Source organism: Burkholderia sp. 8Y (assembly GCF_902506145.1).
Lineage (GTDB): Bacteria > Pseudomonadota > Gammaproteobacteria > Burkholderiales > Burkholderiaceae > Caballeronia.
In genome coordinates this window covers 1,161,491-1,182,154 of the sequence record NZ_LR733519.1, presented here as the reverse complement: position 1 = coordinate 1,182,154, position 20,664 = coordinate 1,161,491, and the positions used below count along the sequence as shown (strand labels likewise).

Here is a 20,664-nt window from a genome sequence, read left to right as displayed (position 1 = left end):
AAAATCAATGTATCGCGGTGTTTGATTTCGACGCTGCCGGAAAGAACATGACAAACCAACGCAACTGGAACGACGTGGTGACCTGCGAGGAGGCGCTCGCGCAACTCAACATCAAGGCGGCGACGCTCTATTCGTACGTCAGCCGTGGGCTCGTGCGTGCCACGCCGCATGAGGACGGCCGCAAGCGCCTGTATCTGCGGCGCGACATCGAGCGGCTTGCCGCGCGCAAGCGCGGGCGGGCACCGGCCGGCGCGGTCGTCGAATCGACGCTGCGCCTCGGCGACCCGGTGCTGCATACGGCCATCACTCAGATCACGCCGCACGGGCCGCGCTACCGCAACCGCCTCGCTGTCGATCTGGCGAGCGCGGGCGCCGCGTTCGAATCCGTCGTTCATCTGCTGACGACGGGCATCTGGCAGAACGGTCTCGCGGTCTGGGCGCCACTCGACACGCCGCCCGACGTGCTGCGCTTCCTGTCGGGTTACGAGGGCGGGGTGGCGAGCAGCGATATCGGCGCGTTGCTGGGAATGGTGCCTTTCGCGCTCGCGATGCAGCAGCGGGGCACGAGAGAGATCGCCGACGGCGGCGCCGTCGAAGCCGCGCGCCTGATGCTGCAGAGCATGGCGGGTTGCATCGGATTTCTGGGTCCGGCGCGCGCGTTTTGTCCGCGCATGGGATCGGAGAGCATCGCGAGTCAGATTCTGCGGGCGGCCGGGGCCACGGTGACGCCCGAGACGCAGCGCGCGCTCACCACCGCGCTCATCGTGCTGGCCGACAACGAACTGGCGCCCGCGACGTTCTCGGCGCGCGTGGCCGCATCGACCAATGCGGATCTCTACAGTTGCGTGGCGGCGGCCATCGGCTCGCATATCGGATTTTCCACCGGCACCGGCACCGAGAAGGTCGAGACGCTGCTCTTGTGCGAGCCGTTTTCCGAACTCGATTCGCGCATCGGGCGCGTGCGCGAGTACGGAGCAAGCCTGTTCGGATACAACCACCCGCTGTATCCGGGCGGCGATCCCCGCGCCGATCTGATGCTGCAGGCCGCCGCGAGCATCGCGGAGCATCCCGATTGCAAGCCGGCCGAGCGCGAGCGCACGCGCCTGTCCATCGCGTTTCTGAACCGGACGCGGCGGGAACTGGACGCGCACGCGGGAGTCGCCATCGGTCTCGTGACGCTCGCGCGCGCGCTCGGCCTGCCCGACGGCTCCGCGACCGCGATCTGGATCGTGAGCCGCACGGCCGGCTGGGTCGCGCATGTGATGGAGCAGCGCACGCAGGCGTTCCTGCTGCGTCCGCGCGCGAAGTTCGAGACGGCGCCGTCCGTCACGAATGGCGCGGTTGGCTGACGACACCGGCGATTGCGCTTCTAGCCGATCACTGCACCAGCGCGCGCGAGAGGCTGAAGAACGCGGCGACGGCGGAGAAGCCCGCAGCCGCGAACAACGCGACCGCGCCCGCGTGAGCCGGAATCGCCGCGAACACGAGCGCGGCGAGCACGGCGCCGAGCGTCTGTCCGAGTAGGCGCGCCGTGCCGATCATGCCGCTCGCGTTCCCGGTGCGGCCCGGCGGCGCGGCGGCGAGAATCGCGCGATTGTTGGGCGTTTGAAAAAGCCCGAAGCCGACGCCGCAAACGGCCGTGCGCCAGCCGATGTCGAGCGGCTCCGGATGGTGCGGCAGCAGCGCGAGCAGCGCCAGCCCGAGCGCCAGCGTGGCAAGCCCGGCGCCGCCGAGCGTCGCGGCGCGGTATCGGTCGGAAAGCACGCCGGCGAGCGGTGCGGTGCAGACCACGGCGAGCGGCCACGGCGTGATGAACGTGGCGGTTTCCAACGTGCTGTGGCCGAGCGTGTCCTGCAGAAGGAACGGCAGCGACACGAACGCGAGCATCTGCGCCGCGAACGAGCAGATTGAAGTGAGGATAGCCAGCAGGAACGCGGGCTTGAGCAACAGATCGACCGGCAGCATTGGATTGGGCCGATGCCGCTCCCGGCGCACGAGAAGCACCGCGCAAATCGCGGCCACGAGCAGTTGCATGCCGATCGGCGCGCTGATGCCGTCGTGACCCATCCGTTCGACGGAGAAGACGAGCAGGCCGAGCGTCGCCATGTTGAGCAACGCGCTCACATAGTCGTAGGAAGCGTTCGATTTTCCGCTCCGCCTGCGAGGCAGCGCCGAAAAGCTGACGAGCCACGCCGCGAGTCCGACCGGCACGTTGATGGCGAAGAGCCACGGCCACGCGGCGACAGACAGAATCACGGCCGCGATGGACGGCCCCGCCGCCGTCGCCACCGCGATGACCGACGCATTGATGCTCACGCCTCTGCCCAGCAGATGCGAGGGATACAACGTCTTCACGAGCGCCGTGTTGACGCTGACGATTCCCGCCGCCCCGAATCCTTGCAGCGCCCGCGCTACGATGAGGCCATCGAGCGAATGCGACAGCGCGCACAAAAGCGAGGCGAAGGTGAAGAGCGCGAGACCGCTCAGGTACACGCGCCGGTAGCCCACGCGGTCGCCGAGCGCCGAGAGCGGCAGCAGCGCCATGGCAAGCGAAAGCTGATACGCGTTGATGATCCACACCGAGTTCGACGGCGTGGTGCGAAGCATGCCCGCGATGGTCGGCAGCGCGACGTTCGCGACCGCGCCGTCGAGCACGCCGAGCCCCGTGGCAAGCGCCAGCGCGAGCACGCCGAGGTAGAGCCGCTTGCCGGTCAGTCCGTCCTGCGTGGCCGCTGTCTGGTGCATGGTGGGTCGCGTGCTAGGTTTGCGCGGGCGTCTTCGTGGGCGTCTTGCGCACGCGTTTGACCGTTGCGGCGTCCTCGTCGCGCGGTTTCGGGTCGAACTCGATGCCTTCTGCGCGCGCGAGGTTGTCGATGATGGAGAGCAGCGTCTTGTGCGCGATCGCCACCTCCTTCGAGGGGATGCCCGCCAGCGCGATCTCGTTGACTTCCTCTGCGGCGGGCACGAGCACGCTGCGCAGCGCGGCGCCCTTCGGCGTCAGAAAGATGCGGACCTGCTTGCGGTTGTCCGGCATTTTCTGACGCGTGACGTAGCCGAGCTTCTCCATCGACTGCAGCGCCGAAAACGTGGTGGGTTCCATCACGCCGGCCTGCTCGCTCAACTGCCGCTGCGTCATGCCGTCGGTCTGCCAGAGGATGCGCAGGAAAGTCCAGTGCCCGTACATCACGTCGTGGGCCTTGAGCCGCATCTGCAGCGCCTTCGAGAGTCCCCGGTATGCGTCCTTGATCAGATGCGCGATGCGCTCTTCACTGCTTGCCTGCCTGCGCGGGATGAATCTGGCCGCACCTGTCTCGACTTTGGCTGGTTCGTGTTTCGTCACATGTGCCCCTGCGTTCCGGAGGTTGGGATAGCCCTCATTATCCCCAAACCGGACTCCGACCGGCTCTGGTTGGCCCATCTTAGTAGACACGCCAACAAAATGATAGGTGGCTAAGCAAAAAATCGATTTTCCCGCGATGAGGACACCGCACTGCATGGCCGCGGTTGCGCGATTCAACCTACAACAACGCTGTTGACGCGCTCCGTCATGCCGTATAGATTATAAATTAGGTATCTAAGAAAATATGGTCGAAGATGCGCGAGGCCGATGCCGGCGCCCGGCTGCTGCTTGGCGCGGCGGGTCTTTCAGCCGGGCATGAAGCCGGATGCGCGCCCGCATGCGGATTCGCGCGCCGGCGAAGCGATCAGCGAGTTCGTTAGCTTTGCTGATCGGCAGGGTTTTCAACGGAGGAGACAAAATGAAGGCTAAAAAATGGATCGTCCTCGCGGGCGGTCTGGGGCTCGCAGGCGCGGCCAGCGCGCAAAGCAGCGTGACGCTCTATGGCTTGCTCGACGTCGGCATCAACTATCAGAGCAACGCGAACGGCAAGCAGCTCTACAACATGACGTCCGGCATGCTGAACGGCGACCGCTTCGGCCTGCTCGGCAAGGAAGATCTCGGCGGCGGTCTCTCCGCCATCTTCCGGCTGGAGAACGGATTCGACATCACGAACGGCAGGCTGGGACAGGGCGGTCTGATGTTCGGCCGGCAGGCGTATGTCGGGCTGTCGAGCCAGTCGCTCGGCACGGTGACGCTGGGCCGCCAGTACGACGCCATCGTGGAATTCGTCAACCCGTTCGCCGTGGCCAACACCTGGGGCGGTCCTCCGCTCGCGCACCCCGGCGACGTCGACCAGATGGCGCACACGAATCGCGTCAACAATTCCATCAAGTACATGAGCCAGGACTACGGCGGCTTCAGGCTAGGCGGCCTGTACAGCCTGGGCGGCGTGGCGGGCGATGTCACGCGCAACCAGATCTATTCGGTGGGCGCGGGCTATAAACACGGACCGTTCGCGGCGGCCGTCGGCTATCTGAACGTACGCGAGCCGAACGTGTCCTTCTGGGGTGACACGGGTTCGCCCGCCGCCACGACGGGCGGCGTGCCTGGCGCGAACTTCGGCGGCTCACCGGTGACGACGGGGTTCGCGTCCGCGCATTCCTTGCAGGCGCTTGCCGTGGGCGCGCAGTATCAGGTCGGGCCCGTACTGCTGGCCGCCAACTATTCCAACACGCAGTTTCGCGGCCTGGGCGATCGCTCGGCCGGACCGGTGCCGGCGGGCGGCATCGGCGGAACGGCCCGGTTCAACACGGGCGAGTTCAACGTGACGTGGCAGGCAATGCCGAGCGTGCTGCTCGGCGCGGTGTATCAGTACACCAAGACGTCCGGCGTGAGCGGGCACACGGGCGCGAGCTACAACGAGGCGGGCGTGGGCGCTTCCTATTCGCTCTCGAAGACGACGCAGCTGTATATGATCGGCATCTATCAGAAGGCGAGCGGCACGGATTCGACGGGCCGCGAAGCGGTCGCGTCGATCTACAACATCACGCCGTCTTCGACGAACCATCAGGCGTACGTGCGGCTCGGGATTCAGAAGCGGTTCTGACGCAGCCGCCCTTCCGCGAACAAGAAAACGCGGCCCATGTGCATGCCGGGCCGCGTTTTTCCTGTGCGATGCAGCCGGTCAGATCTTGAAGGTCTCGAGACTCGACGGGTGAAACAGTTCCTGGGCGGTCAGCAGCCGGCTGGACAGCGATTCCTCGTGATGCCGCTTCAGGAAGCGATTCAGCACGTGCTCGTTGGGGGCGAAGCCGTATGCCCAGAAGTCCGTGCCCATCAGTTCACGGGCGGCGCGCAACTGATCCTCCACGAACGGCAACGTCACCTTCGACGCCGACGTATCGCCCAACCGCGTCAGCGCGACGGCCTTGGATCTCTCGAATGCCTTCACCACCGAGGCCGGCAGCCACGGATGCGCTTCCACCAGCGTGCGCCGGATGCCGAGCGTATGCATGATCGGAAAGAGCGACGTGCGCCGGTACCAGTCGGCGGCTGCGGCATGAGGGGCATCAAAGAGGTACTTCACGTTCGGCGCGCCGCGATCGAAGCACGAAGGCGCGCGCGGGCCGATCACGGCATCCACTTCGCCGGTTTCGAGCAGGCTCGAAATGGTGCGGCCTTCCGGGGCGTTTTCGAGCCGCACGTCGCCGGGCAAGCTAAGCAAGATTTTTTCGACGCGTGAGGCGTCTTCGTAGCCGCCTCGCACCCACGTCACATCGGACGCCTTCACGCCGTAGTCCTCTTCCAGAAAGAGGCGCACCCAGACGTTGGCGGTCAACTGATATTCGGGCACCCCGATGCGCTTGCCTTTCAGATCCTCCGGACGCTCGATGCCGCGATCCGACCGGATGTAGATGGACGTGTGCCGGAACGCGCGCGAAGGAAACACCGGAACGGCGACATACGGCGACGTGCCGGCGGCGGTCTTCACCGAATAGCTGCTGAGCGAGAGTTCGCAGATGTCGTAGTCCGCGTGCCGCAGCGCCCGGAAGAAGATCTCTTCCGGATCCTGCAACATGAAGACAGGATCGACGCCCTCCATCTGAACTTCGCCGTCCACGAGCGGGCGCATCCGGTCGTAGTTGCCGACGGCGATCGAAAGCTGCAGTTTGCTCATTGTGTCTCCTGCCAGTGTCAAAGGTCGAGTATCAGTTCGTCCGACTTCGCGCGCGAGACGCAGATCATGATCGCGCTGTCGTGCTCGTCGTCGTCCAGCACGAAGTCGCGGTGATCGGCCACGCCGCCGCAGAGCGTGGTCCGGCACGCGCCGCACGTTCCCGCTTCGCACGAACTCGGCGTCTCGACGCCCGCTGCCCGCAACGCCTCGAGAATGCTTTGTCCCGGCACGACGTCGATGCTACGCCCGCTGCGCCTGAGCTTGACGACGAAGCTACCTTCGCCGGCGTTGCCGGCTTGCGGCGTGACGCTCGTGCCGAAGTCTTCGAAGTGCACGCTCGCATGCGGCCAGTGCGCGGCCGCCTCGCGCACGGCTCGCATGAGCGGGCGAGGGCCGCAGCAATAGACGTGCGTGTCGGCGTTGCGCGTCGCGAAGAGCGGCACGAAGTCGAACGACTGCTCAGGGTTGCCGTTGTCGTGATGAATCGTGACGCGTTCTGCCGGCAGCGCGGAGAGTTCCTCGATGAAGGCGGACGTCTCCCGCGAACGCGTGCAATACACGATGCGGTAATGCGCGCCGCGCTCATCGAGTTCCGCCATCATCGCGCGCAATGGCGTGATGCCGATGCCGCCCGCGATCAGCAGATAGTCGGATGCCTGATCGGTGAGCGCGAAGTAATTTTCCGGCAGCGACACGGTCACGCGCATGCCGACTTTCACGTCGTTGATCATGCTGGTCGAGCCGCCGCGGCTCGTGGGATCGAGCTTGACCGCCACCACATAGCGCGTGCGTTCGGTGGGCGCATTGCATAGCGAATAACGCCGCGCGATGCCCGCCGGCGTTTGCACCAGAAGGTGCGCGCCAGCGGTGAAGGGCGGCAGCGGCTGGCGGTCGGGCGCCCGCAATTCGAACAAGTAGATGCCGTCGGCCACCGCGATCTTGTCGGTGACTTCGAGCCGCAATGTGCCCTGCACGAGCGTTTCGTCCGATAGCGCGCGGCCTTCGCCGGTTTCCTGGAGGGTCGTGGTCGTCATGTTCGTCATTCCGGTCGTGCCGGCGTCTCCTGAGGTGAATTCGGTCCCGAACGCGATGCAAAAGCGAAGTCGTGCGTGGCGGGCGCGCGTTGCCGGGTGAGCGCGATCTCGCGGCCTTCACGCGACGAGCGCAACGCCGCGAGGCAGACCTCGAGATTGGCGAGGCCCCAGTGACCGTCGTGCAGCGCGGCGCGGCGTCCGGTGATCGCATCGTGGAATTCGGCTATCACGCGTTCGCGCGGCGAGGTGTCCGTGGGCAAGGCGACGGGCGTCACGCCGTCGTCCGTGTAGACGAGGAGGCCGTCCGGCGACTGGCGAATCTCGCCGCGCTCGCAACTGACGAGCGTGAGGCCGAAGTGCGGCTGATGCGGCGCGCGCCCGGGAATCGCGTGCTTCGCGCGTGCCTGCTTGGCGCGCAGTTCGTCCTCCGGCGAGCCGGCCGCGCGGTTTCGCGTGTGACCGCGTCGGGGCGCTTCGAAACCCCATTCGCCGATGCCGCCGTGCAGCTCCGCACTGGAGAAGCGTCCATAGCCGTTATAGACGGCCGTCGCCGCCGCGCCGGTTTCGAAATCGATGAACACGGTATGCGCGCCGGTCGCACGGCGTTGCGGGTCCCAGTCGAACGTCTTCGCGCGCACGCTGCTGGCTTTTCCGCCGCACAGCAGCCGAATGATGTCGAACTGGTGCGCGCCCTGCCGGATCGTCACGCCGCCGCCTTCGCGGTCGTCGAGTTCATCAGGCCGACGCGGACGATAGACCCAGTCGGTGTAGCACCAGGTGTTCACCATGCGGACACGGCCGAGCGAACCGCCTTCGATCAGCGTGTGCATTGCGTGAACGGGCTCGTCGTAACTGTGCGAATGGCCCACGAGCAACACGACGCCGGCTCGCGCCGCCGCATCCACCATCGATTGCGCGTCGGCGAGACTGACCGCCATCGGCTTTTCCACGAGCACATGTTTCCCCGCGCGACACGCCAGCTCCACATGCTCGCGATGCAGCTGCGTGGGCGAAGCGACGTACACCGCGTCGAGGCCGGGATGGTCGATGAGCGCCTCGATGCGGTCGTAGGCCGCGACGCCTAGCGTCTCGGCGGCTTCCGCGCGTACGGACTCGACGGGATCGGCGACAGCCGTCAACACGAACGAAGGGTCGTGCGCGAGCGCCGGCAGGAATGCGCGGGCAGCGGCGCCGAAGCCGACCATGCCGAGCCGCAGTCGGTCCTTGGTGGCGTTCGGGCGTGTGGCTGCGTTCATGAACGGTTCTCCAGATGCGGACACAGACGTTGATCTCGCTCGCGCGCGTCGGTCCAGATAACAAATCAGTCGGTTAACATAAACTTAGCTTCCTAAGCTTATGTTGTCAATTATGACGACTTTCGTGGACCGGAATGTGCGTCGGCTGGCACCGCGTCTCGTGCAGCAGCACATCATGAGCGGACCGATCTGCGGATGACGATGTCTAGGTGTTTTCCATTATTGTTGCTTAGTCACCTAAGTATAATATTGGTCGCGAGGAGCCGGGAAGTCGCCGCGGGGCTGGCGGGACACACCGGGCATCACGACTGATTCGATCGCCAGAACACAGAGGGAACCGTATGTTGACTGCTGAACAGAACGAAACGCTGACCCGCGTGGGGCCGGGAACGCCGATGGGCAATCTGCTGCGCCGTTACTGGCAGCCCATCGGAGCGGCAGCGGAAATGGATGGCCTCTGGACGAAGCGCGTGCGGCTCCTCGGCGAAGACCTGGTGCTGTTCCGCAATCGGGAGGGAACGCTCGGTCTCATCGCCGAGCAATGTCCGCATCGGCGCGCCTCGTTCATGCATGGCATTCCGACGCAAAAGGGCATTCGCTGCCCGTATCACGGCTGGGAATTCGATGGCGCTGGCAAGTGCCTGAGCCAGCCCAACGAGCCGGACAATCCGGCCTTCCGCGAGAAGGTCGCGACGGACGCCTACGCCGTCGAGGAACTCGGCGGGTTGCTATTTGCGTACATGGGGCCGGAGCCGCGTCCGTTGCTGCCGCGCTTCGACGGCTTCGTCGCGAAGGGCGCGATCCGCATGATGGGCCGCGCGATGCTGCCGATCAACTGGCTGCAGATCATGGAGAACTCGCTCGATCCGATCCACACGGAATGGCTGCATGGCCACCACTACGAATTCCTGAAGGAACAGGAAGGTGTGAAGGTCGCGATCAGCACGCGTCACGAGAAGATCGACTTCAACGAGTTCCAGTACGGCATGACGAAGCATCGCCTGCTGGAGGGGCATTCCGAGGATTCGGACGACTGGCGGATCGGCCATCCGATCGTGTTCCCGAACATGCTCGCGGTCGGCAACGGCGACGAGGCGACGCGCTATTACTCGTTCCAGATCCGCGTGCCGGTGGACGACGAAAACACCATGCACCTCTGGTACAACGCGTATCTGCCGCCGAAGACCGCGGACGTGCCCGCGCGTCTCTACGACAAGGTGCACGTCTACGAGGTGCCGTTCAAGGACGAGAAGGGCGAGTTCATCGTCGATAACGTCGATGGTCAGGACATCATGGCGTGGATCACGCAGGGCACGATCGCCGACCGCACGCGCGAGAACCTCGGCTCGACCGACAAGGGCATTGCGATGTACCGAAAGATGCTGCGGCGGGAAATGCGCAAGGTGGAAGAGGGCCAGGACCCGATGGGCATCGTGCGCGATCCGCGGCAGAACGAGTGCATCGAGTTGCCGAACGAGCGCAAGAAGCACCACAACAGCGACGGCTTCGCGAGTTTCATGCTGCGCACCCACGCGCGCTACTCGCCGATCGCGCAGGATCTCGTGCACGTCTACGAAGGAAAGACCGAAAAAGACCTCGCGCACGACTTCAAATAAATACCGGGACAGGGACGGCGACACCGGTTGCGCGCAAGACAGCCGCGACCGGGCGACCGCAACCCGCCTATCCGCCAGACATGGATGGAGACACCGATGAACGATGCAACGCAGGGCAACCACGCGCATGCTCCACGCGCACCTCGCAACTGGCGCCGAGTCCTGTCCACCCTGACGGTGGCCACGGCCTGCCTGGCGGGAGCCAGCCACGCGGAAAGCGTGGAGGACTTCTACAGCGGCCGGTCGGTGAACATGACGATCGGCTATTCGGTCGGCGGCGGCTACGACATGTATGCGCGGCTGCTCGCGAAGCATCTCGGCGATCATCTGCCGGGCAAACCCACGATCACGCCGCAGAACATGCCTGGCGCGGGCAGCCTGAAATCGGCGAATTATCTGTACAACGTGGCGCCGAAGGACGGTTCCACGATCGGCACCTTCGGACGCACCATGCCGGAAGAGCCGCTTCTGGGCGAGGCGGACTTCGATGCGCGCAAGCTGGTCTGGCTCGGCAGCATGGATAGCGACGTCGCGCTCTGCGTCACCTGGAAGGATTCGAAGATCAAGACCTTCCAGGACCTCTTGACGAAGCCGTCGCGCTTCGGCGGACAGGGCGCGGGCTCGGACCCGGACGTGATGGCGTCGGCCATCAAGAATCTCTTTCACGCGAAGCTGCAACTCGTGACCGGTTATCCCGGCAGCAACGAAAGTGCGCTCGCCATGGAGCGCGGGGAAATCGACGGCGAATGCGGCACGTCGTGGAGCACGCTCCAGATGCGGCACCCGGACTGGCTGCGCGACCACAAGGTGAACCTGATCGTGCAGATGGCGCTGGAAAAGCACCCGGATCTGCCGAACGTGCCGCTGCTGCTCGATCTCTCGCAGGACAACTCGACGCGTCAGGTGCTCAAGGTCATTGCGGCGAGCCAGGCGTTCGCCCGTCCCTTCGCCGCGCCGCCGGGCTTGCCGCCGGAGCGCGCCAACGCCTTGCGCAAGGCGTTCGGGGACACGGTGAAAGACCCGGCGTTCCTCGCGGAGGCGAAGAGTCTCGGCATCGAGGTACGCCCCGTTTCGCCGGAGCGGATCAGCGAGGTGCTCGACGATCTGTACAAGACGCCAGCCGATCAGATCGCGAAGGCGAAGGCGGCGGTGGGCGGACGTATGTAGGCCGGTGGCGGCCCAGCGGTGGAGCGGCGCTCCATCGCTCAACTGGAGAGGATTTTTCATGAACGCTGACGAGGCGAAGCAGAAACTCATCGACGCGGGACGCATTCTCGAAGCCGAAGGCCAGGGCGATTTCACGCGTGGCCACGTATCGGTGCGCGTGCCGGGCGGCCCGAACCATTTCTTCATGAAGCCGCACAGCTTTGGCTTCGACGAGATCACGCCGGAGAACATCGTCGTCTGCAATCTCGATGGCGAGAAAGTGGGCGGCGCGGGGCGGCGCCATAGCGAGGTCTTCATCCACTCGGAGATCTTCAAGGCGCGCCCGGAAGTGATGAGCGTGATCCATACGCACCCGACGCATGCGGTCGCATTGTCGGCCACGGGCCAGCCGCTCAAGATGATCAGCCAGCCGAGCGTGCACTTCGCGGAAGGCGTGCCTTACTACACCGACACGATGAACCTGATCCGCACCGAGGACATGGGCCGCGGCGTCGCGCGGGCGCTCGGCAATGCGAAGGCGGTGCTGATGCGCAACCACGGTGTGGCGATCGCCGGGCGCTCGATCGAGGAATCGGTGCTGCTCGCGCTGTTGCTCGACAACGCCTGCCAGATTCAACTGCTGACGGAGGCGGCGGGCGGCCCAGGCAAAGTGTTCGACGAGGCCGACGTGCAGCGACTGCACGATCAGGTGACGCGCCCGGAGCAGTTCACGATCAACTTCGACTATCTGCGCCGCAAGGTGAACCGGACCGCCGCATAGGAGAACGCCGGCGTTCGCGGTTGCGTGACAGCGGCTTCAAACAAAACAGAACATGCGGCAGCCGTCTCCGGTCTCCCTCGCGGGACCGGCCGGGAGCGGCTGCACGCTAAACGGAGACAGCGGATATGTCGGTTCATCGTGATTCGGCGCGCGCGCGTGACGCCGCGTGCGCCATCGGTATCCGGTCGAGGCAGCGGTCATGATTGAAGCGGCCCTCCATGCGCTCGCCATCGTCACGGATCCGATGCGCCTGCTCACGATGCTCGGCGGCGTCGTGCTCGGTCTCGCGCTCGGCGTGGTGCCGGGTCTCGGCGGAATCGTCGGTCTCGCGCTCCTCATTCCGTTCACCTATCACCTCGACGGCTACACGGCCTTCGCGCTGCTGCTCGGCATGGCGGCGGTCACGACGGTGTCGGACCTCATCCCGGCGGTGCTGTTCGGCGTGCCCGGCACGGTGGGCGCGGCGGCGACCGTGCTCGACGGCCATCAACTGGCGCGCAAGGGCCAGGCCGCGCGCGCGTTCGGCTCGGGCTACATGGCGTCGCTGTCGGGCGGCATTTTCGGCGCGGTGCTGCTCGCCGTGCTGCTGCCCTTTTTGCGCACCGTCGTGCTGTATGTCGGCTCGGCGGAACTGCTCGCCTTCTGCATCTTCGGGCTGTCGATGATCGCGGTGCTGAGCGGCAACGCGCCGCTCAAGGGGCTCGCGGTTGCATCGTTCGGGCTGATGCTCTCGCTCGTCGGCTCCGATCCGCAAACCGGCACCTTGCGCTGGACTTTCGGTTCGTTCTATCTGTGGGACCATCTGCCGCTCGTTCCCGTCGCGCTCGGCATCTTCGCGATTCCCGAACTGGTCGACATGGCGATCGAGCGGACGAGCATCGCGCGCGACACCGAGCCGGGCATCGCGAAAGGCAGCCAGTGGGACGGAATTCGCGACGCGATGCGCAACTGGTGGCTCATCCTGCGATGCAGCAGCCTCGGCGCGCTGCTCGGAGCGGTGCCCGGCATCGGATCGGCGGTAATCGACTGGATGGCCTACGCGCACGCGCTGCGCACGGAAAAGAACCCCGAGACCTTCGGCAAGGGCGACATTCGCGGCGTGATCGCGGCGGAAAGCTCGAACAACGCGAAAGAGGGCGGCCACCTCATTCCGACGATTGCGTTCGGCATGCCGGCCGGCGCATCCATGGCGCTGCTCCTGAGCGCATTCATGATGCACGGGTTCACCCCCGGCCCGGAAATGCTGACGCGGCATCTTGACGTCACGTACACGATCATCTGGACGCTCACGATTGCGCACGTCATGGGCGCGGTCATCTGTCTGTCCGGCAGCGGCCTCTTCGCGAAGCTCGCGACGGTGCGGGTCGGCGTGCTGCTGCCGCTGATCCTCGCGATCATCTTCCTGGGCGCGTTCAACGCGAGCATGAGCTGGGGCGATCTGTGCTCGCTCGTGCTGTCGGGCGCGTTCGGCTGGATCATGAAACGTCTCGGCTGGCCGCGTCCGCCGCTGATTCTCGGCATGGTGCTCGGCAGCATGTGCGAGCGTTACTACTTCATTTCCACCGAAGTCTACGGCACGCACTTCTTTGGCCGGCCGGTCGTGCTGGTCGTGCTGCTGGCGGCGCTGTGGGTCGTGATCGGTCCGCTCGTGCGGCGCGGGTATCGGAACCTGCGGAACGGAACGCCGAAGACCGCCGTGAGCCGCCCGAAGGGTCGATGGACCGTGCGTCGCTTCGATCACCGCACGCTGTTCGCGCTGGTGATGGTGCTGATTCCGGCTGCCGCGATCGGGTCCGCGCGCAACTGGAATTTCGGTGCGAAGCTCATGCCGATGACGGCAGCCACCGCCGCGCTGCTGTTCTGCTCGCTGGTGTTCCTGCGGCAGATCGTGTCGGTCGAAGGCGGCGTTTCCGAGGCCGGGCCTTCGCCGGATGCGTCGGGCGTCGCCGGACATGAAATCATGCAGCCGCGCCACGCGGCACCCGTGCCGCCGCAACTTGTGCGCAATCGCGGCCTGCGCTTCTTCGGATGGCTCGCCGGCGCGCTCGCCGTTGCATACGGCATCGGCCTGTTGCCCGCGCTCCTGATCGCGATGGCGCTGCTCGCGCGCCTGGAGTTCGGCGAACGCTGGAAGACGTCCGTGCTGATGTCGGTGATCATGACCGTCGCGCTGTGGGTGGTCTTCGACCGCATCTTCGCGATCACTTGGCCGCAGTCGTTGCTCGGCAACATGGTTCCGGCGCTGCGCGCGGCGACGCACGGCTTGCTATGAGCGATGAAAGTCACGCCGCGCCCGCGCGGTGCGGCGTGAAATCGACACACAGACATCATGCAAGACGACACTCACACGATCCGCGACGAAGCATCGCGCATGACGGACGAGCGCGCGCCCACGCGCTCCAGCGATGAAAGCCTCGCCTGGTCCGACGACCGCCTGCTGGGCTTCACACCGATGGACGATGTGCACGAGGAGTTCTACGCCGTCGCGCTGGAACTGGTGACGTGCACCGACGCCACCGCCATGTCGGCGATGGAAGCGTTCGAGCAGCATGCGGTCGACCATTTCGAGCAGGAAGACGAGTGGATGCGCTCGACGAACTTTCCGCCGCGCGACTGCCATCTGGACGAGCACGCCGCCGTGCTGAAGTCGGTGCGCGAAGTGAAAGAGGCGGTGCGGCAGGGCCTGGGCAGCGCCGAACTGGTGCGGGATCTCGGACGGTCGCTTTTCGCGTGGTTTCCCGGACACGCGGACTACCTCGATTCCGCGCTGGCCGCCTGGATGACGAAGCGAACCATGGGCGGAAAGCCCATCGTGCTCAGGCGCAAGATTTGAGCGCGTGATTGTCGATCAGGCGGCGCGCCCGCGTCACGTTTCATCCATCGGCAGAAGCGCCGACAGCAGCCGTCTGAGTTCGAGGCATTCGCGCGGCGTGAGCCTTGCCGTGAGAATGCGCTCGACTTCCTCGACACGCGGACGCAGCGTCGCAAGCTGCTTCTTCCCGGCCGGCGTCAGGAAAAGGACATAGCTGCGCTTGTCCGCGGCATCGTCCGCGCGTTCGACAAGGCCATTGCGAACCATGCGCGCGACCAGATCGGCGATGGTCGAGCGGTCCACGTCCAGCTCGTCGCCAAGCTGCCGCTGATTGACGCCGGGCGTCCTGTGCAGCACTTCGAGCGCCGCGTACTGCACGCTCGTGACTTCGGCGGAAACCTCGGCGAGCCACACGGCGACATGGCGTTGCTGCGCGCGGCGCACGAGGCTGCCCGTGTATTTCGACAGCGCGTGGGAGTTGTTTTCTCTGGTCGGCAATTTGGCTAAGTCAGGAACGGGCGAAGGATCAAGCGAAGGCGCGCGGAAAAATCGGCCGGAAGAAGCTCTCCAGTTCCGAGTATGCGTCCAATGGCAGGACGTGCGCGACGTACTGATCCGGACGGACCACGACCAGCGCGCCCCGTTCGCGGTCGATCCTGCGCTCGTCGAAGATATCAGTGACGGCGTCGCTCGTGAATATTTTCTCGTAGTCGATCAGCCCGTGGCGGCCCTTGCGCGGCAGGAGCAGTCCCGGCATGTCTTCGAGCCGCACATCGCGGTGGTCGCGCTGGAGCACCGCGCGCAAGTCGAGCACGCTGTCGGGATCGGCGCCGTCTGGCGTGACGCGCCGCAGAACGGAATCCGGCGACGTGGCGAGGTGCTCGCACAGCGCATGAAGCGCGGTCTCGTCTGCATCGGCGAAGGCGTACAGACGCCAGCGGCCGTCGGCACGCGCGGCATGCCCGAGCTGAACGGGTCGCGCATCCGCCGCGCGAAGCACGGCCGACGAGTGAAAGCGCATGCCGATCACAAAGCCGCGCGCGAGCGCCTGATGAATCGGCTCGCCCGTCAGCATGGCCGGCTGGTAGCGGGTCGCGACGCCGGCGGTATAGCGTCCCGCGCGCACGAAGTACGCCTGTAGCTCGGCCGGATCGACACCGCCGGCTTCGGGCCGGCTGGGGTCTTTGGGCGGCGCGGCCATCATCGCGGACCACTCTTTGTCGAAGTCGATGAGTTCCTGCGCGACCGGCTGGCGCTCGTCGGAATAGGTGCAGAGGAGATCGACGTCGCCGAGTCCGTTCAGCACGGCCCCGAGCTTCCAGCCGAGATTGAACCCGTCCTGCATCGAGACGTTCATGCCCTGACCCGCCTTCGCGCTGTGCGTATGGCAGGCGTCGCCCGCGATGAAGACGCGCGGTTCGCGAGACGTGCCGTCGGCGGCGATGGCATCGTCGAACCGATCTGTCAGACGCTGGCCCACCTCGTACACGGAGAACCACGCGACTTCCTTCACGTCGAGCGAATACGGATGCAGGATGCGCTGCGCCGTCTGAATGATGCGATCGACGGTGATCTGCTTGATGGCATCGCGATTACCTGGCGTGACCTCGCCCAGATCGACGTAATAGCGAACCAGGTAGCCGCCTTCGCGCGGAATGACGAGCAGATTGCCTTCGCTCGCGGACTGGATGGCCGCCTTCAGCCGGATGTCCGGAAAATCCGTGACCGCGAGAGCGTCCATGACGCCCCACGCGTGATTGGCCGCGTCGCCGCAGAGCGTCTGGCCGATCGCGGCGCGCACGCGGCTGCGCGCGCCGTCGCAGCCCACGACATAGCGCGCGCGCACGGTAACGATCTCATCGAGCCGCGAAGCGTCGGTGCGACGCAGCGTGACCCGCACAGGATGCTCGCCCTGGTCGTCGCGCTCGACGCTCACGAGTTCCAGATCGTAGTCGGGTTCGAGCCGCCGGGCGGAACGGCGCATGACATCCAGAAGATAGTCCTGCACCCGCGCCTGATTGACGATCACGTGCGGAAATTCGGAGAGACCTGTTTCGGTGTCCTGAACGCGTCCGGTTCGCTTGATGGCACCGCGATTGTTGGAATCGGGCCGCCAGAAGACCGTTTCGTTGACCCAGTATGCTTCGCGCAGCAGGCGGTCGCTCAGGCCGAAGGCATCGAACATCTCGACGGTGCGACAGGCGACGCCGTCTGCCTGACCCATGAGCAGCGGCCCCGAGCGCCGCTCGACGATACGGGTAGCGATAGTCGCGAATTGCGACAGTTGAGCCGCGAGCACGAGTCCGGCCGGGCCGCTGCCGACGATGAGCACGTCGACGGTGTCGGGCATGTCGGCGGTGTGCGCGCCGGCGGCGGGTTGGATCGTCGGGTCGCCGGCGCGGAAGCCGTCAAGATGAAACTGCATAGGTCGTCCTCGATCAATGAACGTCTCATGACGTCTAGGTGGCTAGAATATACTCCGTATGCCAACTATATGGAGACGAATTCTTGCATGCTTGATGTTTACCCCTAAACCTCAATCATCGAAGGGATGAGATAGCAGTCTCGAAAATTGAACCGGCACCGGCTGCTGGCGCAAGGGCTTCGCATTGCGCGAGTGGCCGCACTGAGCGACATGCGAAACCTTTGCCGGTCGAAGCAAGCTCAAGCATCCTCCAGACTCTCGCCGCGCTCGGCGATGAGCTTGCCGATCTCGCGGGTCGAGAGGACACGTCGGCGCGGATTCGTCGATTCCGACTCGTCGCCGGCCAGATTTTCGATGATCGTGAGAAGCACTTTGCGCGCGGTCTTGATGTCGCGCTCGCTCAGTCCCGTCACGCTGATCTCGTTGACTTCCTCCGCGAGCGGCACGAGCTTGTCCTTCAGCGCGCGGCCTTCGGCGGTCAGATAGACGTGCGTATTTTTTCTGTTCTCCGGTCGCTGCTGACGCTCGACGAGTCCCAGCTTTTCCATCGCCGTCACGGCGGCGAAGGTGGTGGGCGCCATGACGCCCGCCTGCTCGCTCAATTCGCGTTGCGTGAGGCCGTCGGCTTCCCAGAGGATACGCAGGAAGGTCCAGTGTCCGAACGACACCGAGTGCTCCGCGAGCCGCATCTGCAAGGCGCGGACCATCGATCGCGTGGCGTCCTTCACGAGGTGCGCGAGACGGTCGTTGGGCACGGATTCGTGCCAGTGGCGCAGCATTTCGGCGGTCTCGCGCGGCGCGCCTTCCACAGTTTTCTTTCGTGTCATGACGAAATCTTCATCCATAAGCGGGTTTCTTTTACATGATAGCCGGTGGGTCTCATGCGTGACTGCCCGACCGGTGCGCAAGACATGTCGGTGCAAACCCGAACTTGTTCCGCGCGCACGCTCTCCTTAACATAATCATTAGATATCGAATAAAACAAGGATGCACGGCAGACGCGGCGAAGTCCGCGCGTGCCGCCGCATTGTCCTCATGACCACGGGCAACGGAGACGTTTGGTGGCCAAATCCACAGTCACGCAATTCATGCCGGAATCGGACGCGACAGCGGCGCGGATCGAGGCCACTTATCAGAAAGTCACCTGGCGGCTGATGTCGTTCATCTTCGTGTGCTGGGTGCTCAACTATCTGGACCGCGTGAACGTCAGCTTCGCGCAGTTGCATCTGAAGCAGGACCTCGGCTTGTCCGATGCCGCGTACGGTCTCGGCGTGAGCCTCTTCTTCATCGGCTATATCCTGCTGGAAGTGCCCAGCACGCTCTGGCTCAAGAAGATCGGCGCGCGCCTGACGATCTCGCGCATCATGGTGCTGTGGGGCGGCATTTCCACCGCGATGGCCTTCATGACCACGCCGGCGCAGTTCTACATCGCACGGATTCTGCTCGGCGCAGCCGAAGCGGGATTCTGGCCCGGCATCATCCTGTATCTGACCTACTGGTATCCGGGCGCGCGGCGCGCGCGCATCACGTCGCGCTTTCTGCTGGCGATCGCGGCGGCGGGCATCATCGGCGGGCCGTTGTCGGGCTGGATCCTGCACAACTTCGTCGATGTGCTCGGCTACAAGAACTGGCAGTGGCTGTTCTTCCTCGAAGGCCTGCCCGCGCTGGTGATGGGCGTCGTCGCCTTCTTCTATCTCGTGGACCGGCCACAGGATGCGCGCTGGCTCGACGACGAGCAGAAGAAGATTATCCTCGATGCGCTCGCCGCCGACCGCGCCGAGAAGAAGCCCGCGAAACACTCGCGGCATCAACTGCTGGCGGCGCTGAAGGATCCACGCGTGTACATCCTCGCGGCGGGATGGGGCACGGTGCCGTTGTGCGGCACGATCCTCAACTACTGGACGCCGACCATCATCCGGCAGGCGGGCGTCTCGAACGTGCTGAACGTGGGCCTGCTGTCGGCGCTGCCCTACATCATCGGCGCGCTCGGCATGTTCGCGGTGGCGCGCAGTTCGGACGTGACGCTGGAGCGGCGCTGGCACTTCTTTCTGTGCACGGCAATCGGCGCGCTCGGCGGCTTTCTGCTGCCGGTCGTGTCGGGCAATACCACGGCGGCCATCGTCTGTCTCGGCATGATCTCGATTTCGTACTTCGGCGCGGCGGCCATCATCTGGTCGATTCCGCCTGCCTATCTGTCCGATGACGCCGCCGCCGCGGGCATTGGCGCGATCAGTTGTCTCGGGCAGGTCGGCGCGTTCTGCGGCCCGATCGCGCTCGGCTGGATCAAGACGGTGACGGGCAGCCTCGCCATCGGCCTCGCGTCGATCGCCGCGATCGTCATGATCGGCGGGCTCGCGGTGCTGATCGGCGTGCCGGCCAACACGCTGCGCGAGCACGCGGAACAGCATCCCTGAGCATCGAATCTCGCAGCACGGACGGCGTCTTCGCTTTGGAGGCGCCGTTTTTCATTTGCACGGCCCGACACAGTCTAAGGGAAAACCCGCTTGCCTGAGAATAATTAGATATCTAACATAATGAACATGGAGATCGGCGTCGATGGAAAGCGTCGATGGGCCCGGAACAAGCGGGGGAAGGAAGCAATGAAGGACTCGGCCAGCAAGGAGCTGTCGTTCAGGACAGTCGTGGTGACAAAGAAGGATCAGGTGGCGGAAGGCATCTTCCGTTTTGAACTGCGCGATGAAGAAGGGCATGCGTTGCCGCCTTTCACGGCGGGCGCGCATCTGACGGTGCGCGTGCCGAACGGTGCGAACCGCAACTACTCGCTCTGCAACGATCCGGACGAAACCGACCGCTACGTGATCGCCGTGAAGCGCGACGCCGCAGGCCGTGGCGGCTCGGTCAGCATGGCCGACGAGGTCGCCGAAGGCGGCCGTATCGACGTTTCCGAGCCGCGCAACGAGTTCGGATTGAGCGAGCGCGCACGCAGCTTCGTGTTCGTCGCGGGCGGCATCGGCATCACGCCGATTCTGTCGATGATGCGTCATCTCAGGGCCACGTCCGGTCCGCGTTTCAAGCTCTACTACGTATCGCGCAGCCCGGAGACGACCGCGTTTCTCGATGAACTGTCGAGCGCCGAATGGAAACCGCATGTGGTGATCCACCACGATCACGGCGACCTCGCGAATGCGCTCGATTTCTGGCCCGTCTTCGAAAAGCCCGGCAGCGGCGCGCATGTCTACTGTTGCGGTCCGCGCGCGCTGATGGACAGCGTGCGCGACATGACCGGCCACTGGCCGACCGGCACCGTGCATTTCGAGAGCTTCGGCGTGGATCAGTCGCGCGCGGCGGAGAACACGCCGTTCAGCGTGAAGCTCGAACGCTCGGGTCGCTCGTTCGAGATCCCGAAGGACCGCTCGATCCTGGAAATCCTGCGCGACAACGGCATCCGTGCGCCGAGTTCGTGCGAGAGCGGCACCTGCGGATCGTGCCGCACGACGCTGTGCGCCGGCGAGGCGGACCACCGCGACATGGTGCTCGGCGACGACGAGAAGCGCGATCAGATCATGATCTGCGTATCGCGCGCGAAGAGCGAAGAACTTGTGCTCGATCTTTGAAT

At 65.0% G+C, this 20,664-nt stretch carries 17 protein-coding genes; 9 read left to right on the top strand and 8 right to left on the bottom strand.

The window, feature by feature from the left end:
- The first annotated feature begins 47 nt into the window (after positions 1-47).
- Positions 48-1,349 (top strand): citrate synthase, encoded by a 1,302-nt coding sequence (locus GV035_RS05155; RefSeq protein WP_201303907.1) that lies wholly within the window; start codon positions 48-50, stop codon positions 1,347-1,349.
- Between the two features lie 28 nt (positions 1,350-1,377).
- Here GV035_RS05155 and GV035_RS05150 read toward each other — a convergent pair whose 3' ends face one another.
- Together GV035_RS05150 and GV035_RS05145 are read right to left on the bottom strand one after the other, a co-directional pair.
- Complete coding sequence (locus tag GV035_RS05150; protein WP_159833929.1) at positions 1,378-2,745, bottom strand: MFS transporter; 1,368 nt, start codon at positions 2,743-2,745, stop codon at positions 1,378-1,380.
- A 13-nt stretch (positions 2,746-2,758) separates the two neighbouring features.
- The gene (locus tag GV035_RS05145; RefSeq protein WP_442859521.1) at positions 2,759-3,340 is read right to left on the bottom strand and encodes a MarR family winged helix-turn-helix transcriptional regulator; all 582 of its coding nucleotides are present in this window, start codon (positions 3,338-3,340) and stop codon (positions 2,759-2,761) included.
- 418 nt (positions 3,341-3,758) lie between these two features.
- Here GV035_RS05145 and GV035_RS05140 point away from each other — a divergent pair, with 418 nt between their 5' ends.
- The gene (locus tag GV035_RS05140; protein ID WP_159833928.1) at positions 3,759-4,946 is read left to right on the top strand and encodes a porin; all 1,188 of its coding nucleotides are present in this window, start codon (positions 3,759-3,761) and stop codon (positions 4,944-4,946) included.
- 78 nt (positions 4,947-5,024) lie between these two features.
- Here the strand turns inward: GV035_RS05140 and GV035_RS05135 are convergent, their stop codons facing one another.
- The 3 genes from GV035_RS05135 to GV035_RS05125 are packed head-to-tail and all read right to left on the bottom strand — an operon-like array spanning position 5,025 to position 8,307.
- Positions 5,025-6,017, bottom strand: a complete 993-nt coding sequence (locus GV035_RS05135; protein ID WP_159833927.1) for an ABC transporter substrate-binding protein — start codon at positions 6,015-6,017, stop codon at positions 5,025-5,027.
- A 17-nt stretch (positions 6,018-6,034) separates the two neighbouring features.
- Positions 6,035-7,051 (bottom strand): PDR/VanB family oxidoreductase, encoded by a 1,017-nt coding sequence (locus tag GV035_RS05130; RefSeq protein ID WP_159833926.1) that lies wholly within the window; start codon positions 7,049-7,051, stop codon positions 6,035-6,037.
- A 5-nt stretch (positions 7,052-7,056) separates the two neighbouring features.
- On the bottom strand, positions 7,057-8,307 hold the full coding sequence (locus GV035_RS05125; RefSeq protein ID WP_159833925.1) for a Gfo/Idh/MocA family oxidoreductase: 1,251 nt from the start codon (positions 8,305-8,307) through the stop codon (positions 7,057-7,059).
- 341 nt (positions 8,308-8,648) lie between these two features.
- On the opposite strand from GV035_RS05125, the gene GV035_RS05120 reads away from it, so the two are divergent.
- The 5 genes from GV035_RS05120 to GV035_RS05100 all read left to right on the top strand — a co-directional run bounded on the left by GV035_RS05120 (position 8,649) and on the right by GV035_RS05100 (position 14,683).
- Positions 8,649-9,923, top strand: coding sequence for an aromatic ring-hydroxylating dioxygenase subunit alpha (locus GV035_RS05120; protein ID WP_159833924.1), 1,275 nt, complete (start codon positions 8,649-8,651; stop codon positions 9,921-9,923).
- Positions 9,924-10,019: 96 nt separating this feature from the next.
- Positions 10,020-11,090: a Bug family tripartite tricarboxylate transporter substrate binding protein gene (locus tag GV035_RS05115; RefSeq protein WP_159833923.1), complete on the top strand. Its 1,071-nt coding sequence runs from the start codon at positions 10,020-10,022 to the stop codon at positions 11,088-11,090.
- 58 nt (positions 11,091-11,148) lie between these two features.
- Complete coding sequence (locus tag GV035_RS05110) at positions 11,149-11,850, top strand: class II aldolase/adducin family protein (protein ID WP_159833922.1); 702 nt, start codon at positions 11,149-11,151, stop codon at positions 11,848-11,850.
- A 199-nt stretch (positions 11,851-12,049) separates the two neighbouring features.
- The gene (locus tag GV035_RS05105) at positions 12,050-14,122 is read left to right on the top strand and encodes a tripartite tricarboxylate transporter permease (protein ID WP_159833921.1); all 2,073 of its coding nucleotides are present in this window, start codon (positions 12,050-12,052) and stop codon (positions 14,120-14,122) included.
- Positions 14,123-14,179: 57 nt separating this feature from the next.
- Positions 14,180-14,683, top strand: a complete 504-nt coding sequence (locus tag GV035_RS05100; protein ID WP_442859520.1) for a bacteriohemerythrin — start codon at positions 14,180-14,182, stop codon at positions 14,681-14,683.
- A gap of 33 nt (positions 14,684-14,716) precedes the next feature.
- On the opposite strand, the gene GV035_RS05095 is transcribed toward GV035_RS05100, so the two are convergent.
- From GV035_RS05095 to GV035_RS05085, 3 genes are all read right to left on the bottom strand, one after another.
- The gene (locus tag GV035_RS05095) at positions 14,717-15,160 is read right to left on the bottom strand and encodes a MarR family winged helix-turn-helix transcriptional regulator (RefSeq protein WP_159833920.1); all 444 of its coding nucleotides are present in this window, start codon (positions 15,158-15,160) and stop codon (positions 14,717-14,719) included.
- A gap of 28 nt (positions 15,161-15,188) precedes the next feature.
- A complete protein-coding gene (locus GV035_RS05090; protein WP_159833919.1) occupies positions 15,189-17,087 on the bottom strand; it encodes an FAD-binding monooxygenase in 1,899 nt (632 codons plus the stop codon).
- 239 nt (positions 17,088-17,326) lie between these two features.
- The gene (locus GV035_RS05085) at positions 17,327-17,914 is read right to left on the bottom strand and encodes a MarR family winged helix-turn-helix transcriptional regulator (RefSeq protein ID WP_159833918.1); all 588 of its coding nucleotides are present in this window, start codon (positions 17,912-17,914) and stop codon (positions 17,327-17,329) included.
- A gap of 261 nt (positions 17,915-18,175) precedes the next feature.
- On the opposite strand from GV035_RS05085, the gene GV035_RS05080 reads away from it, so the two are divergent.
- Both GV035_RS05080 and GV035_RS05075 read left to right on the top strand, forming a co-directional pair.
- Positions 18,176-19,501, top strand: a complete 1,326-nt coding sequence (locus tag GV035_RS05080) for an MFS transporter (protein WP_236572546.1) — start codon at positions 18,176-18,178, stop codon at positions 19,499-19,501.
- 186 nt (positions 19,502-19,687) lie between these two features.
- Complete coding sequence (locus GV035_RS05075) at positions 19,688-20,662, top strand: PDR/VanB family oxidoreductase (protein WP_159833916.1); 975 nt, start codon at positions 19,688-19,690, stop codon at positions 20,660-20,662.
- Positions 20,663-20,664: the final 2 nt, after the last annotated feature.

Excerpts from the sequence above, each read along its gene's own strand:
- GV035_RS05155 (WP_201303907.1), top strand. The coding sequence starts at position 48 with ATGACAAACCAACGCAACTGGAACGACGTGGTGACCTGCGAGGAGGCG.
- GV035_RS05150 (WP_159833929.1), bottom strand. The coding sequence starts at position 2,745 with ATGCACCAGACAGCGGCCACGCAGGACGGACTGACCGGCAAGCGGCTC.
- GV035_RS05140 (WP_159833928.1), top strand. The coding sequence starts at position 3,759 with ATGAAGGCTAAAAAATGGATCGTCCTCGCGGGCGGTCTGGGGCTCGCA.
- GV035_RS05135 (WP_159833927.1), bottom strand. The coding sequence starts at position 6,017 with ATGAGCAAACTGCAGCTTTCGATCGCCGTCGGCAACTACGACCGGATG.
- GV035_RS05130 (WP_159833926.1), bottom strand. The coding sequence starts at position 7,051 with ATGACGACCACGACCCTCCAGGAAACCGGCGAAGGCCGCGCGCTATCG.
- GV035_RS05125 (WP_159833925.1), bottom strand. The coding sequence starts at position 8,307 with ATGAACGCAGCCACACGCCCGAACGCCACCAAGGACCGACTGCGGCTC.
- GV035_RS05120 (WP_159833924.1), top strand. The coding sequence starts at position 8,649 with ATGTTGACTGCTGAACAGAACGAAACGCTGACCCGCGTGGGGCCGGGA.
- GV035_RS05115 (WP_159833923.1), top strand. The coding sequence starts at position 10,020 with ATGAACGATGCAACGCAGGGCAACCACGCGCATGCTCCACGCGCACCT.
- GV035_RS05110 (WP_159833922.1), top strand. The coding sequence starts at position 11,149 with ATGAACGCTGACGAGGCGAAGCAGAAACTCATCGACGCGGGACGCATT.
- GV035_RS05105 (WP_159833921.1), top strand. The coding sequence starts at position 12,050 with ATGATTGAAGCGGCCCTCCATGCGCTCGCCATCGTCACGGATCCGATG.
- GV035_RS05100 (WP_442859520.1), top strand. The coding sequence starts at position 14,180 with ATGCAAGACGACACTCACACGATCCGCGACGAAGCATCGCGCATGACG.
- GV035_RS05090 (WP_159833919.1), bottom strand. The coding sequence starts at position 17,087 with ATGCAGTTTCATCTTGACGGCTTCCGCGCCGGCGACCCGACGATCCAA.
- GV035_RS05085 (WP_159833918.1), bottom strand. The coding sequence starts at position 17,914 with ATGACACGAAAGAAAACTGTGGAAGGCGCGCCGCGCGAGACCGCCGAA.
- GV035_RS05080 (WP_236572546.1), top strand. The coding sequence starts at position 18,176 with ATGCCGGAATCGGACGCGACAGCGGCGCGGATCGAGGCCACTTATCAG.
- GV035_RS05075 (WP_159833916.1), top strand. The coding sequence starts at position 19,688 with ATGAAGGACTCGGCCAGCAAGGAGCTGTCGTTCAGGACAGTCGTGGTG.